The organism is Actinoplanes sp. NPDC051633 (assembly GCF_040681735.1).
GTDB lineage: Bacteria > Actinomycetota > Actinomycetes > Mycobacteriales > Micromonosporaceae > Actinoplanes.
In genome coordinates this window covers 1-1,531 of the sequence record NZ_JBFAZH010001532.1, presented here as the reverse complement: position 1 = coordinate 1,531, position 1,531 = coordinate 1, and the positions used below count along the sequence as shown (strand labels likewise).

At 73.6% G+C, this 1,531-nt stretch carries 2 protein-coding genes; one reads left to right on the top strand and one right to left on the bottom strand.

Annotated features, from left to right (window positions below; translation table 11 throughout):
* Positions 1-789 (bottom strand): histidine kinase dimerization/phosphoacceptor domain-containing protein (locus tag AB0M20_RS42850; protein WP_364307174.1); only part of this gene is annotated, 789 nt, incomplete at its 3' end.
* A 131-nt stretch (positions 790-920) separates the two neighbouring features.
* Between AB0M20_RS42850 and AB0M20_RS42845 the strand changes: the two genes are divergently transcribed.
* A complete protein-coding gene (locus AB0M20_RS42845; RefSeq protein ID WP_364307173.1) occupies positions 921-1,361 on the top strand; it encodes a DUF6069 family protein in 441 nt (146 codons plus the stop codon).
* Positions 1,362-1,531: the final 170 nt, after the last annotated feature.

Below are 1,531 nucleotides of genomic sequence, written 5' to 3'. Positions count from 1 at the left end.
CAGCGACGGCTGCGGACGCCCGCCATCGCCCACCGGCGGGTCGTCGTCGCGCAGCAGCGAGATCACCTCGCGCAGCTCCTCGAGGGCCTGGTGCGCGCCGTCGCGGATGACGGCCGCGGCCCGGGCCATCTTCTCCGGGGACGAGTCCGGCCGATACTCCATCGCGCCGGCGAACGTGGCCACCAGCGACAGGCGGTGGGCGAGGACGTCGTGCATCTCCCGGGCGATCTGGCGGCGTTCCAGCATGCGCGCCTCGGCGACGCGGCGGCCCTGCTCGGCCTCGGCGCGCCGGGCCCGCTCGTGCAGTGACCGGATCAGCGCCTCGCGAGTCTGCGCCCAGGCTCCCCACCCGAGCAGCGCGCCGTAGCCGATCGTGATCAGGGCCAGCCACCAGCCATACGACATGCCGTCGTTGGAACGCCACAAACCCTGGATGGCGTGCGCGGCGAGCCCGGCCACCGCCACGGCCACCGCGACCGGGAAACGCCGTCGCCGCGCGACCTGCAACGCGCCGAGCGTGGCCGCCGTGGTGGCCGCCGGCGACACCGCGGCCAGCACGGTGACCGCCACAGTGCCGGCGACCGGCCGCCACAGGATCAGCGCTGTCCCCACCAAGCTCAGCACACCCACCGTGATGTCGAGCGCCAGCAGCGGACCGGGCGGGCGATCGATCCACCAGGCCAGGATCGTCACCGCGGTCAGCGTGCCGGACGCAGCCAGCGTCGTGGCGACGGCAGCAATGCCGGGACGGCGATCGCAGTCGTCGGCCCGAGGTGCGAAGGTGTTCACGGGCCGAGGCTAACCAGTTGGGACGCAGGGCCGACACCTTCCAAAGTTGGTGGTCCGCCCCACCAAAGACAGTGGCGGCGCGGCTCGCGGACCGATGTGCCGGCGCGCGTCCCGGCGCGATGCTCATCGGCATGGCAAACGACATGCAACAGGCCGGTCCGACGAGGACCACCGCTTCCACGGCCACGAAGTGCCGCGCACGGCGCACGATCACCGTCTCCGCCGGGACGGCCGGCGCGCTCCTGTTGTGGGCGGTCAACGACCCCTGGGCGGGCCTCGACCTGGCGGTCCGCCAGGGCGACACCATCCAGCACATCGGCCCGGGCGCCGTCGCGGTCACCGCGCTGCTCGCCGGCCTGGCCGCCTGGGCCCTGCTCGCATTGCTCGAACGCACCACCCGCCGGCCGGTCCGGACGTACCGGATCATCGCGTGCATCGTGCTGGTGCTCTCGCTCGCGGGGCCGCTCGGCAGCGGTGCCGACACGAGCAGCCGGCTGGTGCTGCTCGGGATGCACCTGACCGTCGGCGCCGCTCTGATCATCGGCCTGCCCGGCCGGCGCAGCTGCCGATGAGGACGGGCCGGACGGCCTGGGCGTGCCGGGGGTACGCTCGCGCTTGAACGGACGAGGGAGTCGGGCGTGCAGCGTACGCGGCGGGGTCAGCAGGCGTTCCACGCCGCTGTGCTCGCGATCGCGCTCGTCGTCGGCCTGGCCCTGGTCCCGTTCGTGCACGGTGAGAAGAG